This is a genomic window from Sorangium aterium (assembly GCF_028368935.1).
In the GTDB taxonomy this organism is placed as follows: Bacteria; Myxococcota_A; Polyangia; order Polyangiales; family Polyangiaceae; genus Sorangium; species Sorangium atrum.
In genome coordinates this window covers 3,748,343-3,768,035 of sequence record NZ_JAQNDK010000001.1, presented here as the reverse complement: position 1 = coordinate 3,768,035, position 19,693 = coordinate 3,748,343, and the positions used below count along the sequence as shown (strand labels likewise).

The 19,693-nt window shown below is 70.0% G+C and carries 16 protein-coding genes; 5 read left to right on the top strand and 11 right to left on the bottom strand.

From position 1 onward, the window contains the following. Nucleotides 1-136: 136 nt before the first annotated feature. Entirely contained in the window at nucleotides 137-1,993 is a 1,857-nt protein-coding gene (locus POL72_RS13970) for a glycoside hydrolase family 15 protein (protein WP_272095693.1), read from the bottom strand. A 233-nt stretch (nucleotides 1,994-2,226) separates the two neighbouring features. Between POL72_RS13970 and POL72_RS13965 the strand changes: the two genes are divergently transcribed. Both POL72_RS13965 and POL72_RS13960 read left to right on the top strand, forming a co-directional pair. Continuing rightward, nucleotides 2,227-2,568, top strand: coding sequence for an SCP2 sterol-binding domain-containing protein (locus tag POL72_RS13965; RefSeq protein ID WP_272095691.1), 342 nt, complete (start codon nucleotides 2,227-2,229; stop codon nucleotides 2,566-2,568). A 28-nt stretch (nucleotides 2,569-2,596) separates the two neighbouring features. Next, entirely contained in the window at nucleotides 2,597-4,651 is a 2,055-nt protein-coding gene (locus tag POL72_RS13960; protein ID WP_272095690.1) for an amylo-alpha-1,6-glucosidase, read from the top strand. Between the two features lie 111 nt (nucleotides 4,652-4,762). Here POL72_RS13960 and POL72_RS13955 read toward each other — a convergent pair whose 3' ends face one another. From POL72_RS13955 to POL72_RS13930, 6 genes are all read right to left on the bottom strand, one after another. Then, nucleotides 4,763-5,773 carry an aldo/keto reductase gene (locus tag POL72_RS13955; RefSeq protein WP_272095689.1) on the bottom strand — a complete coding sequence of 337 codons (1,011 nt, stop codon included), beginning with the start codon at nucleotides 5,771-5,773 and terminating at the stop codon, nucleotides 4,763-4,765. Next, nucleotides 5,751-6,503 (bottom strand): cyclase family protein, encoded by a 753-nt coding sequence (locus tag POL72_RS13950; RefSeq protein WP_272095688.1) that lies wholly within the window; start codon nucleotides 6,501-6,503, stop codon nucleotides 5,751-5,753. The genes POL72_RS13955 and POL72_RS13950 overlap by 23 nt, the downstream gene beginning before the upstream one ends. Nucleotides 6,504-6,559: 56 nt before the next feature. Beyond that, nucleotides 6,560-7,555, bottom strand: coding sequence for a C-terminal binding protein (locus tag POL72_RS13945; protein WP_272095687.1), 996 nt, complete (start codon nucleotides 7,553-7,555; stop codon nucleotides 6,560-6,562). 27 nt (nucleotides 7,556-7,582) lie between these two features. Further along, nucleotides 7,583-9,361 carry an IlvD/Edd family dehydratase gene (locus POL72_RS13940; protein ID WP_272095686.1) on the bottom strand — a complete coding sequence of 593 codons (1,779 nt, stop codon included), beginning with the start codon at nucleotides 9,359-9,361 and terminating at the stop codon, nucleotides 7,583-7,585. Next, complete coding sequence (locus tag POL72_RS13935) at nucleotides 9,358-10,515, bottom strand: glucose 1-dehydrogenase (RefSeq protein ID WP_272095685.1); 1,158 nt, start codon at nucleotides 10,513-10,515, stop codon at nucleotides 9,358-9,360. The genes POL72_RS13940 and POL72_RS13935 overlap by 4 nt, the downstream gene beginning before the upstream one ends. A gap of 193 nt (nucleotides 10,516-10,708) precedes the next feature. Further along, entirely contained in the window at nucleotides 10,709-11,338 is a 630-nt protein-coding gene (locus POL72_RS13930) for a Mut7-C RNAse domain-containing protein (RefSeq protein ID WP_272095684.1), read from the bottom strand. Nucleotides 11,339-11,460: 122 nt separating this feature from the next. Here POL72_RS13930 and POL72_RS13925 point away from each other — a divergent pair, with 122 nt between their 5' ends. The 3 genes from POL72_RS13925 to POL72_RS13915 all read left to right on the top strand — a co-directional run bounded on the left by POL72_RS13925 (nucleotide 11,461) and on the right by POL72_RS13915 (nucleotide 14,798). Continuing rightward, on the top strand, nucleotides 11,461-12,477 hold the full coding sequence (locus POL72_RS13925; RefSeq protein WP_272095683.1) for a matrixin family metalloprotease: 1,017 nt from the start codon (nucleotides 11,461-11,463) through the stop codon (nucleotides 12,475-12,477). Between the two features lie 116 nt (nucleotides 12,478-12,593). Further along, on the top strand, nucleotides 12,594-13,769 hold the full coding sequence (locus POL72_RS13920; protein ID WP_276596446.1) for an NADH:flavin oxidoreductase/NADH oxidase: 1,176 nt from the start codon (nucleotides 12,594-12,596) through the stop codon (nucleotides 13,767-13,769). A 111-nt stretch (nucleotides 13,770-13,880) separates the two neighbouring features. After that, a complete protein-coding gene (locus tag POL72_RS13915; protein WP_272095682.1) occupies nucleotides 13,881-14,798 on the top strand; it encodes a LysR family transcriptional regulator in 918 nt (305 codons plus the stop codon). Between the two features lie 15 nt (nucleotides 14,799-14,813). On the opposite strand, the gene POL72_RS13910 is transcribed toward POL72_RS13915, so the two are convergent. From POL72_RS13910 to POL72_RS13895, 4 genes are all read right to left on the bottom strand, one after another. Then, nucleotides 14,814-15,881: a zinc-binding dehydrogenase gene (locus POL72_RS13910; RefSeq protein WP_272095680.1), complete on the bottom strand. Its 1,068-nt coding sequence runs from the start codon at nucleotides 15,879-15,881 to the stop codon at nucleotides 14,814-14,816. A gap of 298 nt (nucleotides 15,882-16,179) precedes the next feature. Further along, nucleotides 16,180-17,451, bottom strand: coding sequence for a kynureninase (gene kynU, locus POL72_RS13905; RefSeq protein ID WP_272095679.1), 1,272 nt, complete (start codon nucleotides 17,449-17,451; stop codon nucleotides 16,180-16,182). A gap of 224 nt (nucleotides 17,452-17,675) precedes the next feature. After that, nucleotides 17,676-18,590: an SDR family oxidoreductase gene (locus POL72_RS13900; RefSeq protein ID WP_272095678.1), complete on the bottom strand. Its 915-nt coding sequence runs from the start codon at nucleotides 18,588-18,590 to the stop codon at nucleotides 17,676-17,678. A gap of 87 nt (nucleotides 18,591-18,677) precedes the next feature. Then, on the bottom strand, nucleotides 18,678-19,625 hold the full coding sequence (locus POL72_RS13895) for an AraC family transcriptional regulator (RefSeq protein ID WP_272095677.1): 948 nt from the start codon (nucleotides 19,623-19,625) through the stop codon (nucleotides 18,678-18,680). Between the last annotated feature and the right edge of the window lie 68 nt (nucleotides 19,626-19,693).

The following is a 19,693-nucleotide window of genomic DNA, read 5'->3' as shown; positions in this document are numbered from 1 at the left end:
TCGACCCTGCGTTGGTTCCCGCCGCCCGTGGACATCCGGCGAAGTATACGCCCACGGGCCCTCGCGAAGCAAACACGCTCGGGCGGTCATTGGGAACCGACGCGGAGCCGTCCACCAGGACGCTGTGTCCCAGCACCTACGCCGCCGATGGCAAGGACACTTCCTTCCCAGCTCTCCTTGCATCGATGATGTGAGCGGTGTTGACGAGCCCGATGTGAGAGAACGCCTGTGGGAAATTGCCGAGCTGGCGGCGCAGCTCGGGGCTGTACTCCTCGGCGAGCAGGCCGACATCGTTGCCGAGGGAGACCAGGCGATCGAGGAGCGCCTCCGCCTCGTCGAGGCGGCCGGCCATCGCGTAGTTGTCGGCGAGCCAGAAGCTGCAGATGAGGAAGGTAGCTTCGTCCCCCGGCAGACCGTCCACCCCCGTCTCGGTCGCGTAGCGCAGGACGAGGCCATCCCGGGTGAGGCCCTTCTCGATCGCCGCGACGGTGGACAGCATGCGGGGATCATCCGCGGCCAGGAAGCCCATGTGCGGGATCAGGAGCACGCTGGCGTCGAGGGCCTCCGATCCGTACGATTGAGTGAAAGCCCCGACGCGCGTGTTGAATCCGCGATCGAGCAGGTCGAGGCGGATCTCCTCGCGCAACGCGCGCCAGCGCTGGAGCCGCTTCTCCAGTCGATGCTGTCCGCCCACGCCGAACTCCTCGTTCATGCGTATGGCGCGATCCACGGCCACCCAGGCCATCAGCTTCGAGTGCGTGAAGTGCAGCTGCTTCGCCCCGCGCACCTCCCAGATGCCTTCGTCCGGCCGCTGCCAGGACTTCTCGACGAAGTCCACGATCTCCACGATGGGGTCCCACGTGTGCGGCAGATCCGGCAGGCCTTGTGCGTGGGCATCATAGAGCGTGTTGAGCACCTCGCCGTAGACGTCGAGTTGAAACTGATCGTATGCGCCGTTGCCGATCCGCACCGGTCTAGATTCCTCGTATCCCGGGAGCCACGGCAGCTCGACCTCGGTGAGCCGATGCTCCCCGGCCACGCCGTACATGATCTGCAGCTGCGCAGGAGCGCCGGCGACCGCGCGCATGAGCCAGTCGCGCCAGGCCTGAGCTTCCTCGAGGTACCCGCCGCGCATCAGGGCGTCGAGCGTGAGCGTGGAGTCACGCAACCAGCAGTAGCGATAGTCCCAGTTGCGAACGCCGCCGAGGTCCTCCGGCAAGGACGTGGTCGGCGCCGCCACGATCCCACCCGTGGGCGCATAGGTGAGCGCCTTCAGCGTAAGGAGTGACCGCACGACGGCATCACGCCAGCGGCCCTGGTAGCGACAACGGCCCGCCCACTCTCGCCAGTGACGCTCGGTTCGCGCGAGCTCCTGCTCCGCGTCGACGGGGTGGGCCGGCGCGTGTTCATGCGACGGGTAGAACGTGAGGGTGAACGGAAGGCGCTGACCTGCGCGGACGACGAAGTTCGTCTCCAATCGCGCGGCGTTCCAGTCGGGGTCAAGCGATGCTGGGCTGCTGAACGCAAGCGCGGCGGGTCCAGACGTGAGCGTCGCTCGGCCTCCGTCACACTGGATCCACGGGATCACGCGGCCGTAGCCGAACCGCGCCCTCAGATCGGAGTGCATCGGCACTTCGCCCTCGATTCCTTCGACGATGCGGATGACGTCGTGGGCTCCATCGACGAGCCGGCCGGCGTCGCGCGGGGCGACGCCCGGAGGCATGAAGTCGATCAGGCGCGCGCGGCCGCTCTCACAGGCGAACTCGGTCTCGAGGACCAGCGTGTCCCGCCGATAGCGCCGCTCCAAGCTTCGTATCGCCGTGGCTGGCCGGATGGTCCAGTAGCCGTGGTCGTCGCGTCCGAGCAGCTTCGCGAAGCACGCGTCTGAGTCGATGCGTGGGAGGCAGAGCCAGTCGAGCGAGCCGTAACGCGAGACCAGACCGACCGTGGTCGTGTCACCGATGAGACCGTAGTGTTCGAGCGGAGCTGACATCGCTACACTATGCATGTCCATGCCTGGACCGCAATCCTGGAGCCGATCGTTCGCCGCCCAGACTGCCTGATCCGATCCGCGTCCGCAGCGCCGTGCCCCACCACGTTTGCTCGCTCATGCTCCAAATTGGCAATCCGCCGGGAGCTGCTCCGCCACAGCACGCGGATGGGCACGCCCCTTGCCTCGCCGGAGGCGCGAAGGTGTACTTGGCAACCCGGACACACGGATCTGTCATGCTGCAAGCAAGAAAGCTCATCAATGCCCTCGTGGCGGGGCGGCGCGACGCCCGTCTGCGAGGAACACGGAAGAGTTGCGCCCTGGAGTTCAGCGACGACGAGCGGGTCGTCGTGGAGGTCAACGATGGGGAATTCGGGATCGCGCCCGAGAGCGCGAGCGAGGATTGCCAGCTCTCGTGCTCGCTCGACGACTTCTTGAGGATCCTGCGCGGCGAGCAGAACCTGATCACGGCGATCATGCAGGGCCGCGTCGGCGTGCGAGGAGACATGGCCGTCGCACAGATGTTTCAGAGCGCCTTCTGCCCGGGGGACGAACAGACTCTCGAGGCGGCGCGCTGAAGGCTCGTCACCCGAATCGGAGGGGCACATGGAACGGCAAGTGAGCATCCTGGACGGCGGCACCTTCGTCGTCAGCGACGTGCGTGGCAACATCGAACACTCCGTCAACCGGCCGCTCGGCCTCTTTCACCTCGATACGCGCTTTCTCTCCGAATGGATCCTGACGATCGACGGCATCGTCCCGGCCGCGCTGTCCACCGACGACGTGCAGTACTTCCAGGCTCAGTTCTTCCTCGTCCCGAGGCCCGCCGCGATGTACGTCGAATCGACCCTGTCGATCGTCCGAACCCGGTTCGCGGGCGATGGGTTCCACGAGGACCTCCTGCTCATGAACCACGGAAAGGCCCCCGTCGACCTGGAGGTCCGCATCCAGGCCGCCGCCGACTTTGCCGATCTGTTCGAGGTCAAGGACATGCTCCAGAAGAAGGGCGAGCGCTATCACCGCCTCGAAGACGCGCGGCTCGTCCTCGGATACCGTCGCGAGCGGTTCGTGCGGGAGACATGGATCTCCGCCTCGCAGCCCGCGCAGGTCGATCCGACCGGTCTGACGTTCCGGGTGCACATCGAGCCGCACGGCACCTGGAGCACCTGCCTCGACGTCCTGGCGGCGATCGACGGCCTGGAGGAGCGGCACAGCCGGGTGAAGTACGCCCATGGCGAGAACCACGCGCGCCCGAACATCGGCACCAGCCTCGAGAGCTGGATCGACAGGGCGCCACGGCTCATCACCTCGAACGACGCCCTCGCACGAACCTATGAGCGGAGCCTCATCGACCTCGCCGCGCTTCGATTCTTCTCCAAGCTCATGCCGGACGCCGCCATACCGGCCGCTGGCCTGCCGTGGTTCATGGCGGCGTTCGGCCGCGACAGCATCATCACGAGCCTGCAAGCGTTGCCCTTCGTCCCCGAGCTCTCGCGCTCCACGCTCCGCTACCTCGCGCGCCGGCAGGGCAGCCGCCGCGACGACTTCCGCGACGAGGAGCCAGGGAAGATCCTCCACGAGGTTCGATGGGGCGAGCTGACCGCCTTCGAAGAGCGGCCCCATTCCCCCTATTTCGGCTCTGCGGACTCGACTCCGCTCTTTCTGGTCCTGCTGGACGAGTACGAACGCTGGACCGGCGACGCGGAGCTCGTCCTGGCCATGGAGCACACCGCGCGCGCCGCTCTTCGATGGATCGACGAGTGGGGCGACCGCGATGGCGACGGGTATGTCGAATACGACACGCGTAACCCCGAGACTGGACTGGAGAACCAGTGCTGGAAAGACTCGTGGGATTCCATCGTATTTCATGATGGAACGCTCGCGCCGCGGCCCCTCGCGTGCTGTGAGATCCAGGGCTACGTCTACGACGCGAAGGTGCGGAGCGCCCGGCTCGCTCGTGAGCTCTGGCGGGACCCCGAGCTCGCGGCGCGCCTGGAGCGAGAGGCGGCGGAGCTGAAGCGTCGATTCAATCAAGACTTCTGGATCGACGATCGCGGGTTCTTCGCGCTCGCTCTGGATGGCCACAAGCGCCAGGTCGATTCCTTGACGTCCAACATCGGCCACCTGCTCTGGAGCGGTATCGTCGAGACGTCCAAGGCGGAGAGGGTGGCCGAGCACCTCGTCGGCCCTCGTCTGTTCAGCGGCTGGGGCGTGCGCACCATGGCCGACGACGAGGGCGGGTACAATCCCATCGGGTATCACGTCGGCACGGTCTGGCCGCATGACAATTCGCTCATCGCGCTCGGGCTCCGGCGCTACGGCTTCAGGGTGGAGGCGGGGCGCATCGCGACGAGCAACCTGGCCGCGGCTCCGTTCTTTCATTACCGCTTGCCGGAGGCGTTCGCTGGATATCCACGAGAGCTCACGAAGTTTCCGGTCGAGTACCCGACCGCGTGCAGCCCGCAGGCCTGGGCCACGGGGGCTCCCATGCTCTTTCTGCGCGCTGTGCTCGGGCTGGAGCCGATGGGCGATCGCCTGCTCGTCGATCCGGCGGTCCCTGGCGAGTTCGGGGAGATTCGACTCCTCGAGATCCCTGGGCGCTGGGACAGGAGCGACGCCTTCGGTCGAGCGCGCCCGGAGCCCGGGGCGAGAGCGGCGTGAGGGGTTCGGGGGCGGAGGGAGTTCGGACCAGCTCGAACCCACGTGACGGCGACCCGCTCTGCCCGCCAGAAGCCCGGCCAGAGATGACCGGACTTCTGGCGTGGGTAGGGGTCAGGCTGCCGGAGCCATGGCTTCTCGGCGCTCCGGCGGCGCCATGAACTCGGGACCCACCGGATCGCGCACCGTCTCGGCGAGCACGGCGTCGATGTGAGCGCGGGCTTCGTCGTCGAGATGCCAGCCCATCACATCGCCGATCGGCGCGAGCTCATCCGGTCGTCGCGCGCCCCAGAGAGCCACCGAGACACCCCGCTGGTCGAGCACCCAGCGCACCGCGAGCGCGAGCACGCTCCGAGCGTAGCGGTCACGCGCGAATCGCTCGAGGCGCCTCACGGCTTCGAGGTACTGCGCGAAGCGCGGGGGTTGGAACTTCGGATCGGTCTTCCTGAGGTCGTCCCCCTGGAACGCGGTCTTCTCGTCGATGGCGCCGCTCAGGAGCCCGCGGCAGAGCGCGCCGTACGTGAGCGTGGCGACCCCGTTGTCGTGGCACCAGGGCAGGATGTCGCCCTCCGCCTGCCGCTCGAAGAGGTTCAGCGGCGGCTGGGCCGAGGCGATCGGCGCGACGGCGCGGAACCGGAGCATCGCGTCGATCGAATAGTTGGAGACGCCGATCGCGCGGATCTTGCCTTCGCGCTGGAGCTCGAGGAGGGCCTTGGCCGTCTCCTCGTAGGGGGTCTGCGGATCCGGCCAATGAACCTGGTAGAGATCGATGTAATCGGTGCGCAGCCGTCTGAGCGAGAGCTCTATCTCCTCGAAGATCTGCCTTCGCGTCCCGTTCCTGAAGAGCGCGTCTCCGCGGCGCTCGAGGCCCACCTTGGTCGCAAGGACGACCCGGTCGCGCTGACCCCGCTCGGCGACGGCCCGTCCGACGACCTCTTCGGAGTGCCCGAACCCGTAGGCCGGCGCTGTGTCGATCAGGTTGATCCCGAGGTCGAGCGCCGCGTGAATCGTTCGAACCGACATGTCGTCGTCGGCGCCGCCCCATTGATACCCGCCCATGGCCCAGGTCCCGAGGCCGACTCGACTCGCCGGGATCGGCACATCACGAATGTTCGCAACCTCCATAGCCAGCCTCCTTGCGGCAAAACGACGCCCGGTCACCGCTGCTTCTCGAGCGCCGCCTCGTTCTCCGACCTCTCCGATCGCCGCCGCGCAAGACGACCCGGGCAGGAGAGCCGTCGATACCCTCGAGGCGCAGCGGCAGGCAGACGAGGTCGTACCAACCCTGCTCGACGCGCGAGAGATCCAGCCCTTCGATGATGCAGACCCCGGCGGCGAGCAGGACATGGTGCGTTTCGGCCCCGCGATCCATGCCTCCGATCGACAGATAGTCAATCCCCACGGTCCAGGCGCCTCGCTCGACCAGGTGACTGGCCGCCTCGAATGACAGATAGGTGTAATCCGAGCGAAATTGCGTTTCGTCCCAGTGCGCGGAGTTTCCCGTCTTGAACAGGACGCGATCGCCGGGGCGGATGTCGGCGGGATCGAGGTGGGCCGGCGTGATGCGATCGATCTCTCCGAGATCGAGGACGCGCGCTGGCCCGATGAGCCGCTCGAGCGGAACGCGGTCGATGCCCGCCCCACGGGCGATGAAATGAGCCGGAGCATCGACGTGCGTGCCGGTGTGCGTGCCCAGCGAGAGATGGGAGACGGTCGCGGGATCGCCACGCTCGAGATCCTGCGTCTGGACGATCTTTACCTCGGGGTTGCCCGGCCAGTGCACCATCCCGTTACGGATCGGTACACTCACGTCGGCCCACAGCTCCTTTGACTGGTTCAGGGCTGATTGTTTCATGGACGCCTCCCTCGGAGGCATCCATCGTGCCTGCTGGCGTCGACGAGGCGACGGCCTCAAGCGGCCATGAGGTTCACGGGCGACATCGGCTCCTGTCCGGACAGGACTCGGACGATCTCGTTGGCCGCGAACCGTCGGACGAACTCGATCGACTCGTCCGAGTAGTATGCGGCGTGGGGCGTGATGACGACATTGTCGAGCGAGAGGAGCGGGCTCGTGGGCTTCCAGTCGCGCCGCTTGGCCGGCTCCTCGGCGATGTCGTCGAGCCCGGCGCCCGCGATCCAGCCCTCCTTGAGCGCCCGGTAGAGCGCGCTGTCATCGATGATCGGGCCGCGGGCGGTGTTCACGAGGATCGCCGTCGGCTTCATGCGCCGGAGCTCGCGTTCCCCGATGAGACCACGCGTCTCGGTCGTCAGCGGCGCCTGGAGGACGAGGTAGTCGGAGCGCTCGAGGAGCTCGCCGAAGGGCACCGGCGCGGCGCCCGCGGCGCGGATCTCGTCCGGGTCGAGGAAGGGATCGTGCGTCATGATTCGCGCGCCGAAGCTCGCCATCCTGGCGGAGATACCCCGGGCGATCGCACCGAACGACAGGAGCCCCAGGGTCGCTCCCCGTATCCGGTGGATCGGCCGGCCATCCTGCCAGGACCAGGAGCCACGGCGCGTGGCGCGATCGTAGGCGGGCAGCTTGCGGGCGAGCGTGAGCAGGAGCGCCACGGCGTGATCGGCGACCTCGTCGGCGCACCAGTCGTTCGGCGCGTTGGTCACGCGGATCCCGCGCCTTGTCGCCGCCGCGACGTCGACGGTGTCGACTCCCGTGCCGTACCGAGCGATGACCCGGCAGCGCCGGAGCCCCGAGATCGCTCGCTCCTTGACCTCCGCGTACTGCGTGAGCACGCCGACGGCGTCGTGGGCGGCAGCCGCGACATCCTCTTCGGTCTTGCACTGCGCGGCGACGACCTCGAAGCCGGCCGGCTCCAGGAGAGAGCGCTCGACGTCAATGTCGCCGAAATCGTAGTCCAGCACGACGACCGGCCCCGTCCTTTCCATGCTCATGGGGTTCACCTCCGTTTTCAAAGCCGTTCAGTGGGAGTGACGAGGCAGCCCGCGAAGCTGCACCAGGTGTTGGTACCGAAGGGCAGGCTCGAGGCACGCGCCGCTGGACAGCGGACCGACCGTGCTCCGGTAGATCTCCTGCCATGGAGTCTGGCTCTCGAGCTGCGGCAGCTTCAGGGACTTGCGGCGCTGGTCGAGCTCCGCGTCGGAGAGCAGCACGTCCACGCGGCGCCGCCGCAGATCGATCTGGATGCGATCCCCCGTCCGGAGCAGCGCAAGGCCCCCTCCCACCGCGGACTCGGGCGACGCGTTCAGGATCGAGGGGCTGTCCGAGGTGCCGCTCTGGCGGCCGTCTCCGAGGGTGGGCAGCGACGTCAGCCCACGTCGAATCAGCGCGTCGGGGGGCTGCATGTTCACGACCTCCGCGGAGCCGGGATAACCTACCGGCCCCGTATTGCGCATGACGAGGATGCAGCTCTCGTCGATCCCGAGCGACGGGTCGTTGATGCGAGCGTGGTAATCTTCCGGCCCCTCGAACACGACGGCGCGCGCCACGAAGACATCCGGATGCTCTGGATCCGACAGGTAGCGGTCGCGAAAGGCATCGCAGATCACGCTCGTCTTCATGACGGCCGAGTCGAAGAGGTTCCCGCTCATGACGAGCACTCCCGCCGCGCTGCGCAGGGGGGCCTCGTACGGTCGGATCACGTCGCGGTCGGTGGCGACGGCGCTGGCCACGTTGTCACCCACGGTTCGTCCGGATACCGTGAGAGCGTCGGCGTGGAGGCGGCCCGCGCGGAGCAGCTCGTTCATGACCGCGGGGGCCCCGCCCGCGCGATGAAAGTCCTCCCCCAGGAAGCGCCCGGCGGGCTGGCAGTCGACGAGCAAGGGGACGTCTTGCCCCACCCTCTGCCAATCGTCGTCGGTCAAGTCGACCCCGACATGGCGCGCGATGGCATTCATATGGATCGGGCAATTGGTCGATGCGCCGATCGCAGAGGCGACGGCGATCGCGTTCTCGAACGCGGCCTTGGTCATGATCGCGCTCGGCGTCAGGTCCTCGTGGACCATCTCCACGATCCGACGTCCAGTAGCGTACGCCATCTGCGCCCGCTCCCGGTAGGGCGCCGGGATCGCCGCGCACCCTGGCAGCGTCATACCGACGGCCTCGGCGAGGACGTTCATCGACAATGCCGTTCCCATGGAATTGCAGTGCCCCGCGCTGGGCGCAGCCGCGGCGACCATGTCCATGAACTCCGCGTAGCTCACCTTGCCAGCCGCCAGCAGCCTGCGGGCCTCCCAGACCACGAGCCCCGAGCCGGCGAGCCTTCCCTGGTAATACCCGTTCAACATCGGCCCGCCCGAGAGGACGATCGCGGGGAGGTCGACCGTCGCCGCCGCCATCAGGCAGGACGGCGTCGTCTTGTCGCAGCCCGTCGTCAGCACGACGCCGTCGAGCGGGTAGCCGAAGAGCACCTCCACCAACCCGAGGTACGCGAGGTTCCGGTCGAGGGCTGCAGTGGGCCTCTTGCCCGTCTCCTGGAGCGGGTGCGCCGGGAACTCCAGCGGGATCCCACCGGCGTCACGCACGCCGTCCTTGACGCGGTCCGCCAGGCTCAGGTGGTGGCGATTGCACGGCACGAGGTCGCTCCCCGTCTGGGCGATCCCGATGATGGGGCGCCCGCGTTGGAGCTCTCCGCGGGTCAGCCCGAAGTTCAGGAAGCGCTCGAGGTACAGCGCCGTCATCTCCGGATTGCCCGCGTCGTCCCACCAGGCTTGACTTCGCAGCGTTCGCCTCTGGTTCACCGCTCCCTCGCTCCCGCAGAGGCCGATCGCGCCGCGCCCCGTCCGGGAGCCGGAAGCCCTCCGTCGCGCGCCTTCGTCGAGGCCTCTCCGATCTGGATCACCGTCTTCACGCCGCCCCCCGCTGCTCGCAGCAAGGCCGGCGCCTCGTCGAGCGCAACCCGTCGCGCGATCACGCGGCGCACGGCGTCGGGGAACCGGACCAGGCACTGCTCCAGCATCCGAACGGCGGCTTCGTACGAGGCGTGGTCAGCGTTCACGGTCCCGAACATCACCTGATTCTGCATGACGAAGTTGTGCATCAGACCGGCGCCGTCGAAGGCGAACTCGGGCCTCGGCGCAGGGACGCCTGTGAGGATGAACGTGCCATTCACCGCCAGCGCGGGGAGCGTCCGGAACGCGAATTCTGGCACGCCGACCGCTTCGACGATCACATCGAACCGACCCATGCGGCTCGCGAGTCCGTGGATGTCGGTGGACTCGCTCGACACGTAGTCGGCGCCGATGCTGCGCACGATCTGGGCCCGATCGTCGTCATCCGGCTCTCTCGAGAAGACGACGGTCCGGTAGCCCTTCACGACAAGGCCCATCGCCGTGAGCACGCCGATCGGTCCGGCGCCGAGGACCAGGGCCTGCGCCCTGTCTTTGTCCCATGGCAGGCGGGCCAGGATGGCGTCGAGCTGGGCGAACGCTTTGGCCGCGACGCTCAGCGGCTCGACGAGGACGCCGAGCTCTCCGACAGCCGGAGGGACGGGGACGAGGTAGCGTTCCTCCTCGACGAAGAGCTCGGTCATGAAGCCGCCTGCTCCCGAGATGCCGCGCTCGACGAACTGTCCCGTCGTGCAGAAGTCCTGGTGCCCGACGCGGCAAGCCAGGCACTCGATTCGGTTGCAGGGACGTCGCACGGTCGGTACCACGAGATCTCCGGGTCGGACGCGAGCCACGCCCGCGCCGGTGCGCACGACCTCCGCGAGGGCCTCGTGTCCCAGCACGAGCCGGTCCGTCCCTGCCGGTGCCGACCCATAGGCGAACGCCGCAATCTCTCGGTCGGTTCCGCACACGCCGACTTCGAGCGTGCGCAGCAGGACGTGCCCGGGTGCCAGTCGCAGGCCATCCGGTTCGTCTTCCTCGATGAGACGCACAACCCTCTCGGACATCAGAGCCGCAAGCGATCTCATGCGCTCTCTCCTGCGACAATCGGGGGCACCGCCGCCGTGCGGGCGCTCCATGCGCCGCTCCTGGGAATGTCGCAAGCCCACGGGGGGCAGATCGGCTCGCGACGCCCGGGCGAGCGACCTAGTCGTCGTCGGGCGGTTCTGGCCGGCGAATCGATCCTGCCTGCCCGCCGCGTCAGGGCGGAGGCTTGCGGCCGCTCGGCGGTGGAGCCGGGGCTTCGGCTGCGGCGGCGCCGGCCGCGGTGGCCAAGCCGGCGACGATGCCATCCCAGTGGCTGCCCTTCCAAAGGACCTTGCCGCAGCGGTCGCACCGCCAGAACTCGTCGTGGCGATCCGCGACCACCGCCGGCACCGCATCCCGGACGCTGTCCTTCGGGGCAGACGTGAGCGCGCCGCCGCACGCCATGCAGCGGGGGTCCCGCACGGGCAGCCCGAGCTCCCGCAGCACGAAGCCGGCCTGCTCCGTCGGCCGCAGCCCGCGCGGCACGTAGAGCCCGCGCACGGCCGCGGTGCGCAGGGAACGCCGCTCGAACACGCCGGCGTCGGAGCTCAGCAGCACCCGGCCGGTCTGCTGCGCGAGGCGCACGAGATCGCCGTCGTCGATGCCGTGCTCGAACATGGCGTCGTAGCCCGCGCCGCGCAGCCAGCGCGACAGGCCGCCCAGCATCGCGTCGCACAGGAAGCTCGGCGCCGTCGCGCCGCCCTGCGCGGCGACCGCGCTGTCCTGCGCCGCCGCGCTGCCCTGCGCTGGAGCCGCGCCGCCCTGCGCCGGATCGGCTCCGCCGCCCGCCTCACCCACGAGCACGCCCCATCGCGCTCAGGATGGCGGAAGGCCAGCGGGCGGCAAGGGCGCCGCCGGCGAAATCCCCACGCGGCCGCCGCGCGCTGCTACCGTCGCCATAGGGTCAACCGATCGTGGAGGAGTCGATGTCGATGAAGCGTGCATGGTGCTCCTGCGTGGCGGCCGCGCTCGCCGTGCTGGCGAGCGCGCAGCAGGCGTCGGCCTACTGCCGCTCGAACACCTGCAAGAGGTCGGAGCTCTGCCTACAGGACGACCAGCCGGTCGGCGATTGCAAGCCGCTCCGCTGGGCGGGCGATTGCATTGGCTTCAGCATCCAGGAAGACGCGTCCAGCGAGATCTCCTACCAGGAGATCTCCGACGTGCTCGATGTCGCGTTCGACACGTGGATGCAGGCGCCCTGCGACGGGGGAACGCCGGGGCTCCGCGTCCAGAACCTCGGGCCCGTCGCCTGTGGAGCGGTGGAGCTCAATGCCAGGGACGGCAAGACGAGGATCGTCGACGGCCTCGTGCCGGGTAACGCCAACGTCGTCGTCTTCCGCGATATGGAGTGGCTCGCGAGCTCGGGGCACAACACCGAGATGCTCGCGCTCACGACGGTGCAGTTCGACAGGAAGACCGGTGAGCTCTGGGGGGCCGACATGGAGATCAACAGCGATCTCTACGACTTCACCGTCGGGGACGACTCCGCCGCGCCGAGGGAAGATCTGCTCGCCATCGTCACGCACGAGGCCGGGCATTTCCTGGGCCTCGACCACAGCATGGCCGGCCCCGAGGCGACCATGCACTCGAGGTACGACAGGTCGGACCCGATGAACTTCCGGACGCTCCACGAGGACGACATCGCGGGCATCTGCCAGATCTACCCCCCTCGGGATCTCTCCGCGTCGACCTGCAACCCCATCCCTCCACACGGGTTCTCGCCCGAGTGCGCCGACGATCAGCAGGTCCGCTGCAGCGCGGCGCCGCCCGCCGCCGGCGGCCCAGGGTGGAGCGCCCCGCTCGCCGCCCTCGCGATCGGCGCGGCCGCCTGGCTCCGCGCCGTCGGGCGCCCCCGCGCCGACGAGCGCGGCCCGACCGTCAATCGGGGCGATGACCGGGACGCTCGCCGAGCGTCGCGCTCCCCAGGGAGTCGCTCTCGGTAGCAGCCAGCGGCCGCCGATCTCGGGCGTGGCGCGCAGCACCGTCGTGGCAGCATCGTTGCAACGCGGGCGCGGGCGACCCTCACGGCCCCTCTCGGGCCCTCCACCGGAGGACCGGAATGCACATCACCGACGCGACGAGCGCCGTCACCGAGGACGTCGGCGGCCTGCTCCACGGCTGCCTGGCGGACGCTGAGCACGACCGCGACATCCCCGAGATTGACCTCCTGAGCCCGCTCACGATCCGCGGCGTCCGCTTCCGGAGCCGCGTCGTGATGTCCCCGATGTGCCAGTACTGGGCTCGCGGGGGGCTCGCCAACGACTGGCACCTGGTCCACCTCGGCAGCCGCGCGGTCGGCGGCGTGGCGCTCGCGATGGTCGAGGCCACCTCGGTGACGGCGGACGGCCGGATCACGCCGGCCGATCTCGGCATCTGGAGCGACGCGCACGCCGAGCCGCTCGCGCGCATCGCGCGGTTCGTCGAGGCCCAGGGCGCGATCGCCGGCATTCAGCTCGCGCACGCCGGCCGGAAGGCGAGCTGCGATGTGCCCTGGCGGGGCGGCGCTCGGCTCAAGACACCGGAGGAGGGCGGCTGGGCGGTGGTGGCCCCGAGCGCCCTGCCGTTCGCCGAGGGGGATCCGGCCCCGCGGGCGCTCGACGAGGCGGGCATCGACGCCGTGGTCGACGCGTTCGAGGCGGCCGCGCGCCGGGCGCTCGGCGCGGGCTTCCGCGTGCTCGAGATCCACGCGGCGCACGGCTACCTGCTGCACGAGTTCCTCTCGCCCCTCAGCAATCACAGGGCGGACGCCTACGGCGGCAACCTCGAGAACCGGATGCGCCTCCTCCTGCGCGTCGCCGATCGCCTTCGCCGGCACATGCCGGCGGATCTCCCGCTCTTCGTCCGCATCTCCGCGACCGACTGGGCCGAGGGCGGCTGGGACATCGATGCTTCGGTGGAGCTCGCGCGCCGCCTCCGCGACCTCGGGGTCGACCTCATCGACGCCTCCTCCGGAGGCCTGGTCCCGAGAGCCCGTATCCCGGTGGGCAAGGGATATCAGGTCGGATTCGCGCAGAGGATACGCGAGGAGGCGAGGATCCGCACCGGCGCGGTCGGGCTGATCACCGAGCCCCGACAGGCCTCCGAGATCATCACGGGCGGCGACGCCGACCTGGTGTTCGTCGGCCGGGAGCTGCTGCGCGAGCCCTACTGGGCGATCAAGGCCCAGCAGGAGCTCGAGGCGGAGCCGACCTGGCCGGTCCCGTACGGATATGCCGTGAAGCGGCGGGCGAGGTGAGATGAAGCCCTCGCCCGTCGCCGCGCCGAGCGCGCGAGCCCGAAAGCCCTGACGCCCTCGCGCGGGCCCCACCGCCGTTGCGCGCGGGCGCGGCCGGGATACGATGCCCCGGTGTCCGTGGAACTCGATCTCGAGCCCACCGAACTCCGGCGTTTCATCGCCGTGGCCGAGGAGCGGAGCTTCCGTCGCGCCGCCGAGCGCCTGGGGATCGCCCAGCCCCCGCTCTCGCGGACCATCGCGCAGCTCGAGGGCAAGCTGCGGACGCGCCTGCTCCACCGGACGACGCGCCATGTGTCCCTCACCCCGGCGGGGGTCGTCCTGCTCGAGCAGGCGCGCCACGTCCTCGACGCTGTCTCGGCCGCGGCCCGCCGGACGGCGCGCGCGGGCCTCCCGCGCGCCCACCTGGCGGTCGCGCTCAAGCCCGGGAACGGCGGGCGCCTGCTGCGCCGGCTCGTCGACCACTACGAGCGCTCGGGATCGCCGGTTCGCGTCGAGGTGGTCGTCAGCGGCTGGGGAGAGCAAACCGCCATGCTCGCCGACGGCCGCGCCGACGTGGCGTTCTTGCGAGGGCCCATCACCGCGCCGGGCATCGACGCCGAGCCCCTGTTCACGGAGCCCCGCTGCGTCGCGCTCGCCGCGGCTCATCCGCTGTCGGGCAGACGCGTGCTGCGCCGCGGAGATCTGGCGCGAGATCCCGTCCCGGTGTGGCCCGCGGCCAGCGCGGAGCTCGCCGCGTACCGCGCCGCCGTCGACAGGCACGAGGACGCGCCTCGCGGCCCGGTCGTCCGCGACGCGAGCCAGCTCCTCGAGGCCGTGGCGCTGGGCCAGGGCATCGCGTTCGTCCCCGCCTCCAGCGCCACGCTCTACGCGCGTCATGACGTGAAGTACGTGAGGATGGCGGGGATCTCGGCGAGCACGCTGTACGTGGCGTGGCCGGACGCGTGCCGCTCGAAGGAGGTCGCGCGCTTCGTGCGGCTCGCCGTGGAGGTCGCGTCGAGCCTCGGCGGGGACGCCGCGGAGCTCGCCTGAGGCGGCGCGCCCCGATCAGGGCCGGATGACGGTCATCTTGAAGGGACCGCGATGGCCGGCGGCGTGCGCGACGGCCTCGTTCGCGCGATCCAGGCCGAACTCGGTGACGTCGAACGGGTCGAGCGCCAGGAGACCCGACCGGATGAGGCCGACCAGGCGGACGGCGGCCTCGCGCGGATACATCCACTGGCCGCGCAGCGTGATGCAGTTGCGCATGAGGTACCGATAGGGCAACTCCAGCCCGGCCGCGACGCCGCCCATCAGCACGATCGTCCCGTGCGGTCGCACGGTCATCGCGGCGGCTCGCGCCGCGGCCGGGGCAGCCGAGGGCGGCAGCAGGTCCAGCACGCGGTCGATGGGGCCCGGCGCCGCCTTCACCATCCGGCTCCGGTCGTCCTCCTCGCTGCCGACGAGCCTCACGGTGCGGACGCGCGGACCGAAGCGGCGGGCCAGATCCTCCAGCGCCGCTTCGTTCCGGCCCGGCGCGATGACGCAGCCCGCCCCCATCGCCAGGGCGACCGCGACGCCGGCGCTGCCGAAGTTCCCGGTGGCACCGCTGATCAGGACGGTCTCTCCTGCCTGAAGGTCCGCCGCGAGGAGCCCGCCATACGGCACGAGCAGCGTGTTGAGCGCGCACCATCGCGCGGCGCCCGCCGCGTCGATCGCGCCGATCCGGACGGCGTTCTCGGTCGGGATCATGATCTGCTCGGCGAAGGAGCCATGGCGGAAATGCGCTTGCAGGCGCAAGCCGCCCTCGCCGGCCGCGGTCCATCCCTGCAGCAAGACGTCCGGCGACACCGCATCGTCGCGCGACCGCACGGTAGGGTCGCAGCAAACCCAGTCGCCGACGGTGAGGCGCGTCGCGTCCGGTCCGACGGCGCGCACACGGCCGACCGCGCCGGCGCCCGGCGCGAGCGGCAGATCCAGCAAATAGCCCCGCGCGCCGCTGAACGCTTCGTTCGCGTAGGAGACCACAGGGGCAGCCATGACATCGACGATGACCTCCCCCGTGCCCAGGATCGGGTCTGGCAAGGTCTCGATGGCAAGGGGAACACCAAACGCCTTCAACACGGCAGCCTTCATGGACAACTCCTTCTGCTGGCATGGGGCCGCTCTCGCAGGCCACCTGTCCGCATCGACTCTTCGAGCCTCGGCACCGGCGAGGGGGCGCCGCCGACGGCAGCTTCCCTCCCGCATCGCTCGCCGAACGACCGTCGTATGAGCCGACCGGCGCGCGCGCGCCAATACGCCACGCGCGCCGATTGATACCGTCGGCGCATCAATGGACGGTGCGCTGGCGCCCGTGGGCGAGGGACTCGCGCGAGCCCTCCTCCCGCTGGCCGCGGGAGGGTGGCTCCTTGTCGTTCAGGCTACGGGTGGATCAGGTGACCGCGCCGCGCTGGTGGAACTCCGGCTTGTCCCAGGCGCCGCTCTCCAGAAGGTCGCGCAGCGCGTCCACCGCGTCCCAGACGTCGACGAAGCGGGTATACAGCGGGGTGAACCCGAAGCGCATGATGCGCGGCTCGCGGTAGTCGCCGATCACGCCACGGGCGATCATCGCCTGCATCACCGCGTAGCCCTGCGGGTGCTCGAAGCTGACGTGGCTGCCGCGGCGGGCGGCGTCGCGCGGGGTGATCAGCGTCAGCGGATGCTGGCCGCAGCGGGCTTCCACAAGCTGGATGAACAGCTCGGTCAGCGCCAGCGACTTGGCGCGCAGCGCGGCCATGTCGGTATGGCGGAAGATGGCAAGCCCGCATTCCACCAGCGAAAGCGCGGTGATCGGCTGGGTGCCGCACAGGAAGCGGCCGATGCCGTCGGCGGGGGCATAGGCGGGTTCCATCGCGAACTGCCGGGCATGGCCGAACCAGCCGGACAGCGGCTGCCAGAAGCGGTCCTGATGACGCGGCGCCACCCACAGGAAGGCGGGCGCTCCGGGGCCGCCGTTCAGGTACTTGTAGGTGCAGCCGACGGCGAAGTCGGCGCGGGCGCCGTGGAGGTCGACCGGCACGGCGCCCGCGGAATGCGCCAGGTCCCACACGGTCAGCGCGCCGGCCTCGTGCGCGAGCGCCGTGACTGCAGCCATGTCGTGCATGGTGCCGGTCTTGTAGTTGACGTGGGTGAGCATCAGCACCGCCACGTCGTCGCCGATCGCCTGCGGCAGTTCCTTGGGCGAGTCGATCAGGCGCAACTCGTAGGCTGCGCCGCCGCCCATCTTCAGCAGCTCGGTCAGGCCCTCGGCGATGTACAGGTCGGTGGGGAAGTTGTCGCGTTCCGACACGAGCACCCGGCGCTGGGGCGCGGTGCCCTGCTGCTGGCGCAGGGCGGTGGCCAGCACCTTGAACAGGTTGATGGACGTCGTGTCGGTGACCACCACTTCGCCGCTGCCGGCGCCGACCAGCGGAGCCAGGAGGTCGCCAAGGCGGCGGGACAAGTGCACCCATCCGGCCGTGTTCCAGCTACGGATCAAGCCGTCACCCCACTCCGCTTCAATCACCTCCCTGGCACGGATCAGCGACGCCTTGGGGCGGGCGCCCAGCGAGTTGCCGTCCAGGTAGATCACATCGTCCGGCAGCGCGAACTCGTCGCGCAGGTGGCGCAGCGGGTCGCTTGCGTCGCGGGCAAGGCAGGTGTCGCGGGTGGTTTGCAGGCTCATGTCAGGCGTCCTTCGGTCCAGCAGCGCAGGGGCGCAGCATGGCACGGACCGGACTCGCGCCCAGGGTGACCAGCGTGAGCGGCAGGGCGATCCGTCGTGGTCGCCGGGCGGCATGGCATCCAGCTGGAAGCCTTCCAGGAGGGCGAGGCCGCGGTGGTGGACTTGCCGATACCCGTCCTGCCTTTTCGAGGTTTCCGGGTTCAGCGACAGGGTATCGACGCCTATCAGGCGTCAGCGGCGAGCGCCCGTTCGACGGCCTGCGCGTAGGGCATGGGCGTGAGCGGGATGATGGCGCGGATCGGCCCCACGTCGCCGACGAGGTCGGCGTCCACGCCCAGCAGCAGGTCGGCGAAGGCGCCGCGGGGCAGGCCCGCCAGGCGCTCGAAGAGCCCGGCGAACGGCGCCAGCAGCCAGGGCAGGAGGTGCAGCTTCCGCGGCGGGCGCCGGCCGAGCACGCGGGCCGCCACGTCGACCATCTCGTCGGTGGTGAACGCCTCGTCGCCGCCCACGTCGAAGGCCCGGCCGAAGGTGCGCGGCTCGTCGAGGCTGCGCACGAGGTAATGGACGAGATCGTCGAGCGCGATGTTCTGCATGCGGTTCCGGCCGCTGCCGAGGATCAGCGCCACGCGCCGCCGCGCGTTGGCCAGCGTTGTGTCGAAGCCGAAGCCGCCGCGTCCGACGATCTGCCCCGGTCGGAGGATGGTCACGTCGAGTCCGCTGCCGAGCAGCATCTGCTCGGCCTTCCAGCGACCGCGTGCCCAGATCGAGCGCGTGTCGGGCGTGATGCCCAGGAAGGTCACGTAGAGCACGCGCCGCACGCCGTGGAGCCGGCAGGCCGCCACCACGTTCTCCAGGCCGCGCACCTCGGTGTCCGCGAAGGTCTCGCCGGGCGCGGCGCCCTTCTGTGGCGAGAGCGTGTGCACGCAGTTGAACACGGCCTCGCAGCCGCGAACCGCTTCCTCGATGGAGGCGCGGTCGGCGATGTCGCCGCGCACGAGCTCGGCGGCGGCGGGCAGTCTGGCGCGGGCGGCGTCGAGGTTGCGCACGGCGCAGCGGACCAGGAACCCCTCCTGGAGCAGCACGTTGACGAGGCGGCGGCCGGTGAGCCCGGTGCCGCCGAGGACGAGCACGGTTCGCATGTCCTCATCGATAGCGATGGCCTGTCGAACGCACCATGCGCGAGCGTGCCGATGACTGTCGCGAGCGTACGGAACGATCGACGAACTTCAGCGCCATGCTTCGTTGCGGTAGTCCCGCGGCCGCTTGCCGGTGACGCGCTTGAAGGCCTGGCTGAAGGCGCTCTCCGACGAGTAGCCGAGCGCGGCGGCGATCTGCGAGATCGGCGCTGCCTCGTCCCGCAGCCGCCGCTCCGCAAGCCGCATGCGCCACGCCGTGAGGTACTGGAGCGGCGCCATCCCTGCGGCCTCCTTGAAGCGCACGGCGAAGGTGGTGCGCGACATCGCCGCGGCGCGGGCCAGCTCCTCGAGCTTCCAGTCGCGCGCCGGCTCGCCGTGCAGGAGGCGCAGCGCCGCCGCCAGCCGCTCGTCGCGGAGGGCCCGCAGCCAGCCCGCGGGCAGGCGTGGCGCCGTGGCCAGGTGGGCGCGCAGGATCTGGACGAACAGCAGCTGCGCCAGCATCGATGCCGAGAGGAAGGCGCCCGGCGCGCCGCGCGCGGTCTGCTCCGCCAGCAGCTGCTCGATGAGCCAGCGGATGGGGGCTGCCTGGGGTGCGGTCGCGTGCACGTGAAGAAAAGGGGGAAGCGCGCCCTGCACGAGGTCGGCGTGGCGCGGATCGAGGGTCACGCCGCCGGCGAGGATCAGCACCTCGGAGCCGTCACCGATGGTGGAGAAGAGGTGGCGCTTCTGGGCCAGCAGGCACCTCACGTCGAGGGGCGGGGCCGAGAGATCGCTGCCGACGAGGAACCCCTTTCTCCCGGGCAGGAGCACCGCGTCCCCCGGCTCACCGCGGATCGCCTTCTTGTGGCCGTCCAGGCGGAACCAGCAGCCGCCCTTGGCGAGGAGCGAGATCTTCATCTCGCCGGGCGGCGGGAAGTGGACGGCCCAGCGGCCACCGGCGGCGATGCCTCCGGCCATGACCGACGTGGCCTGGGTGAGCCGCAGGATGTCGGTGAGCGGATCGCCGGCAAGGGAGTGGATCGCAGCGTCGAGCGACACGCGTCGCACCATGGCGCATGCCGCCAGGCGAAACTACCGTTCACCGGGGCGGGCGGCGGCTTGCTTCT